The organism is Aquipuribacter hungaricus, assembly GCF_037860755.1.
Taxonomy (GTDB): Bacteria; Actinomycetota; Actinomycetes; order Actinomycetales; family JBBAYJ01; genus Aquipuribacter; species Aquipuribacter hungaricus.
The window spans coordinates 1-4723 of the sequence record NZ_JBBEOI010000259.1 but is presented as its reverse complement, the minus strand read 5'-3'; the positions used below and the strand labels follow the sequence as shown (position 1 = coordinate 4723).

Annotated in this window: 3 protein-coding genes; all 3 read left to right on the top strand. The window is 77.0% G+C overall.

Translation table 11 applies throughout. The annotated features are described in order from the left end of the window. Positions 1-97 precede the first annotated feature (97 nt). Entirely contained in the window at positions 98-3061 is a 2964-nt protein-coding gene (locus WCS02_RS17580; protein ID WP_340295559.1) for a bifunctional diguanylate cyclase/phosphodiesterase, read from the top strand. Positions 3062-3562: 501 nt separating this feature from the next. Beyond that, complete coding sequence (sigK, locus tag WCS02_RS17575) at positions 3563-4228, top strand: ECF RNA polymerase sigma factor SigK (RefSeq protein WP_340295558.1); 666 nt, start codon at positions 3563-3565, stop codon at positions 4226-4228. 93 nt (positions 4229-4321) lie between these two features. Continuing rightward, on the top strand, positions 4322-4723 hold a 402-nt coding region (locus WCS02_RS17570; RefSeq protein ID WP_340295557.1), incomplete at its 3' end, for a zf-HC2 domain-containing protein.

The following is a 4723-nucleotide window of genomic DNA, read 5'->3' as shown; positions in this document are numbered from 1 at the left end:
GGGTGCCGGGGCCCCGGCTCCCGGGCGCGGTGCGGCCGGGCGGGTGGCCGGTGCCGTCCCCGTCAAGGGCGGGGCCCCCGGTGCCGATCACCCGGGCGTGAGCTCGCAGCCCTGGCCGGCGCCGACCGGTCCGACGTCGCGGCGCTGTCTCGACCCCGCCAGCGTGGCCGCGGCCTGCGACCGGCTGCGCGCCGCCGCCGCGGAGGACGTGCTCGACGAGATGTGCGAGGCCGTGCGCAGCCTGCTCGACGGCGACCGGGCCGCGGTCGGCGTGGCCGACGGCCACGAGCTCGTCCTCGTCGCGTCGCGCTCGCGCAGCGCGGACCAGGCCGCCGTGCGCGACGTCGGGTCCCGGCTGCCCGTCGAGGGCTCGGTGGCCGGGCTCGTGCTCGCCTCGGGCCAGCCCCACGTCGTCCACGACACCCAGCAGCACACCCGGGGACGGTTCGTCCTCAACGCCGTCGAGCAGATCCGGTCCTCGGTCGTCGTCCCGCTGCAGCGCCGCGGGGCCGTCCTCACCGTCGTCTCCTCGGTCCCCGGCGCCATGGACGAGGCCAGCCGCGAGGTCGCGCAGGTCCTGCTGCGCGCCGCCGGCGACGGCACCGACCGGCTGCGGACCGCCGTGGACGTCGCCACCGCCCGGTTCCGCGCCGACGGCGAGGAGCTGTACCGGGCGGTGCTGGAGTCCCTGGGCGAGGGCGTCGTGGTCCACGGCAACCGCGGCCAGGTGCTGGTCCACAACGAGGCCGCGCCCCGCCTGCTCGGCCTCACGCCCGACGAGCTCGTCGGGCGCGCGGTGTCCGACGCGCGCTGGCAGATGCTCGAGCCCGACGGCCGGCGCATCCCGCCGGAGGAGTACCCCGCGGCGCGCGCCCTGCGCACCGGCCTGCCCGAGCGGGGCCGCACCCTCCTGCTGCGCCGCCCCGACGGGGAGGAGCGGGTGATGTCGGTGACGACGCTGCCCCGGCGCGGGGCCGGGGACGACGTCTTCTCCGTCGTCGTGTCCTTCGCCGACGTCACCGACGCCCACCGGCTCGCCGAGCAGGCGCAGGTCCAGGCGCGCCGCCTCGACGCCGCCATGCAGCTGGCCCAGCTGGCCACCTGGGAGACCACGCTCGGCACCGACGACTGGACGTTCTCCGACCTGCTGCACCACGTGACGGGCCAGCCGCCGGGGGCCGAGGTCAGCGACGCCGCGGTCCGGGCGTGGTTCGGGCCCGCCTACCCCCGCCTGCTCGAGGAGTGGGGGCACGTCCTCCGCGACCACCAGCCGCGCCAGGTCACCACCGAGATCGCGCTGCCCGGCGGCGGCAGCCGCACCGTGTCGGTCTGGCTCGACCTCACCCTGGACGAGGACGGCGTCCCCGTCCGGCAGTGGGGCGTGGTCCAGGACGTCACCGAGCGGGTGACCGCGCTGCGCCACCTGCAGGAGAACGAGGAGATGTTCCGCCTCGCCTTCGACGAGGCCCCGATCGGCATGGTGCTGCTCGACGTCGAGGGCCGGGGTCGCGTCCTCCGCTCCAACGCGGCCTTCCGCACGATGATCGGGCGCGGGGGCGACGACACCACCGACCCGCTGACCATCGCCGACTGGACGCCGCCGGAGGAGCTCGAGCAGGACATGGCCGTGGGGCTGGCGTTCGTCGAGAGCGACCGCGGCCACAACACGATCGAGCGCGCCTTCGTCCGCGCGGACGGCTCGACGGTCGACGTCCTCGTCACCGCGTCCATGGCCCGGGACGTCCATGGGCGACCGCTGCACGTCCTCGCCCACGTCGTCGACGTCAGCGAGCGGGTGGCGCACGCCCGCGAGCTCGAGCACCTCGCCCTCACCGACGGGCTCACCGGCCTGGCCAACCGTCGCCGCATGGAGGACCAGCTGGCCCTCGCGCTGTCGCGCAGCCACGGGCGCCACGGCCTGGTCGGTCTCGTCCTGCTCGACCTCGACCACTTCAAGGTCGTCAACGACAGCCTCGGGCACGGCGCGGGGGACGCCCTGCTGGTGGACGTGGCGGCCAGGCTCCGCTCCGCGGTCAGCCCCGGGACCATGGTGGCCCGGCTGGGCGGCGACGAGTTCGTCGCGGTCGTCACCGGCGCCACCACCGCCGCCGAGGTGCACGAGGCCGCCGACCGGCTGCTGGCCTCGCTGCGGCGCAGGTTCGACCTGGGCGGCACCGCCGTCGTGGCCAGCGCCAGCCTCGGCGTCGCCGTGAGCGACCGGGCCGCGACGGCCTCGGAGCTGCTGCGCCACGCCGACCTTGCGCTGTACCGGGCCAAGGAGACCGGCCGCGACCGTGTCGTCGCCTTCGACGCGGAGCTGCGGACGCGCGCCGACGAGCGGCTGGCGACCGAGGCCATGCTCCGAGAGGCGCTCGACGAGGGTGGCCTGCGGCTGTTCCTGCAGCCCGTGGTCGAGCTGGCCGGCAGCGGCGTCGTCGGTGCCGAGGCGCTGGTCCGCCTGCAGCACCCCCACCGGGGGCTCCTGCTGCCGGGCGCGTTCATGGACGTCGCCGAGGAGACCGGCCTGGTGACCTGCCTGGACGCCTGGGTGCTCGACGAGGCCGTCGCCGGCCTGGCCCGCCGCCCCGGCACGCGCGTGGCGGTCAACGTGTCCGCGCGCACCCTGGAGGAGGGCACCCTCGTCGACCGCGTGGCCGACGTCCTCGGCCGCCACGGCGTCGAGGCGTCCCGGCTGGGCATCGAGCTCACCGAGACCAGCCTGCTCACCCGGGTGGCCGGCGTCGCGCAGGACGTCGGCGGGCTGCGCGCCCTCGGCTGCCGGGTGGGCCTGGACGACTTCGGCACCGGGTACTCGGCGCTGTCGCACCTGCAGGCGTTCGAGCTGGACTTCCTCAAGATCGACCGGTCGTTCATCTGCGAGCTCGGCCGCGGCAGCCGGCAGGACGCCGTCGTCACCGCCGTCGTCGCGCTCGCCCACGCCAACGACCTGTACGTGGTCGCCGAGGGCGTCGAGACCGAGGAGCAGCGGCGCCTGCTGCTGCGCAGCGGCTGCGACCAGGCGCAGGGGTGGCTCTTCGGCCGCCCCGCCCCGCCCGCCTGACGCCTGCCGCCGGGACGCGGTGCGCCCCCGCCCCTCCGTCGGGGGCGGGAGAGGGGCAGGGGCGCAGCAGGGGTACGCCGCCGGGCCCCCGCCGGATCGGTCACCAGCGCCGCGGGCGACGTGCGGGCGACGTGCCGGGCGACGTGCCGGGCGATGTGTCGTGCGACGTGCCGGTCGGCGCGGCGCGGGTCCGCCCCGGCGGGGGACCGGTGTCTGCGGCACGATGAGGCGGTGATCACGCCGTGACCCGGACGTCCGTGCAGCCGCGCCGCTCCGACCGGGTACCCGGCCGGGCCCCCCGCTGCGACGACCCGCACGCCTCCCGCTGCGCCGTCCGGGTCACCCGGGGCCCCGCCGCCCAATCCACGGGCCCGGGGGTGACGAACCATGGCTGACCCGCCCGGCACCCGACCGGGGACCGGCGGGGAGGGCCCCCTCGACGAGGGGGCCGGCCCCACCACACCCTCGGCGCCCGGCACCCCCGGGTCGGACGGAGACGACGTGCAGCTCGCACCGGAGCCCGGCGGCACCCCCGCCCGCGCCTCGGGCGACCCCCAGGAGCAGGAGCTGCTGCGGGTGCTCGTCGCACGGACCGCCCGGGGTGACGACCAGGCGTTCGAGCAGCTGTACGACCTGCTGTCCTCGACCGTGTACGGCGTCTGCCGGCGCGTCCTGCGCGACCCGGCGGAGTCCGAGGAGGTCGCGCAGGAGGTCCTGCTCGAGCTGTGGCGGAACGCGTCGCGCTACGACCCCTCGCGGGCCGGTGTGCGGTCGTGGGCCGTCATGGTCGCCCACTCCCGGGCGGTGGACCGGGTGCGCTCCAGCGAGCGGCGCAAGGCCCGCGAGGAGGCGACGGCGCTGCCGGAGCCGCCCGCGGTCGACGAGGTCTCCGAGGCGGCCGTGTCCGCGTTCGAGGTCCGCCGCGTCCGCAAGGCCATGGCCGAGCTCAGCGACGTCCAGCGGGAGTCCGTGCGGCTGGCGTTCTACGGCGGCCACACGCACCGGGAGGTGGCGGCCCTGCTGGGCATCCCCCTCGGGACGGTCAAGACGAGGATCCGCGACGGCCTCGGCCGGCTGCGCCTGCTCCTGGGGCCGGACTTCGACGCCGACCTGGACGACCTGCCACCGCCCGCCGTCGGCGGCGGACGCCGGGCGGCACGGGGATGAGCACCACGAGCACCACCACGAGCACCACCACGAGCAGCACCACGAGCACCACCCACCTACTCACAGCCGGGGGCGGCAGGAAGGAGACAGACCATGAGACCTGACGCACACACCCTGGTCGCGGCCTACGCCGTGCACGCGCTCGACGAGGGCGAGCGCACCGAGGTGCGCGAGCACCTGGAGCAGTGCGAGACCTGCCGTGACGACCTGCGGGCCTTCCGGGAGACGGCGGCGACGCTGGCGACCGCGGCGGCCGAGGCACCCCCGGCCCGGATGCGCGCCGCCGTCATGGCGCGCGTCCGCTCCACCCCGCAGCTGCCCCCGCTGACGGACGACCCGGACGCGTCCGTGGAGGCCCCGTCCGGCGGCGCCCGGCCCGACGCGGTCGTCACCGACCCGTCCGACCCCGTGGACCCGGTCGACCCCGCCGGTCCTCCCGGCAGCTCGCCGGGCGTGCCCGGCGAGGTCGGCACCGGCGCCCGTGCCGTCCCGGCG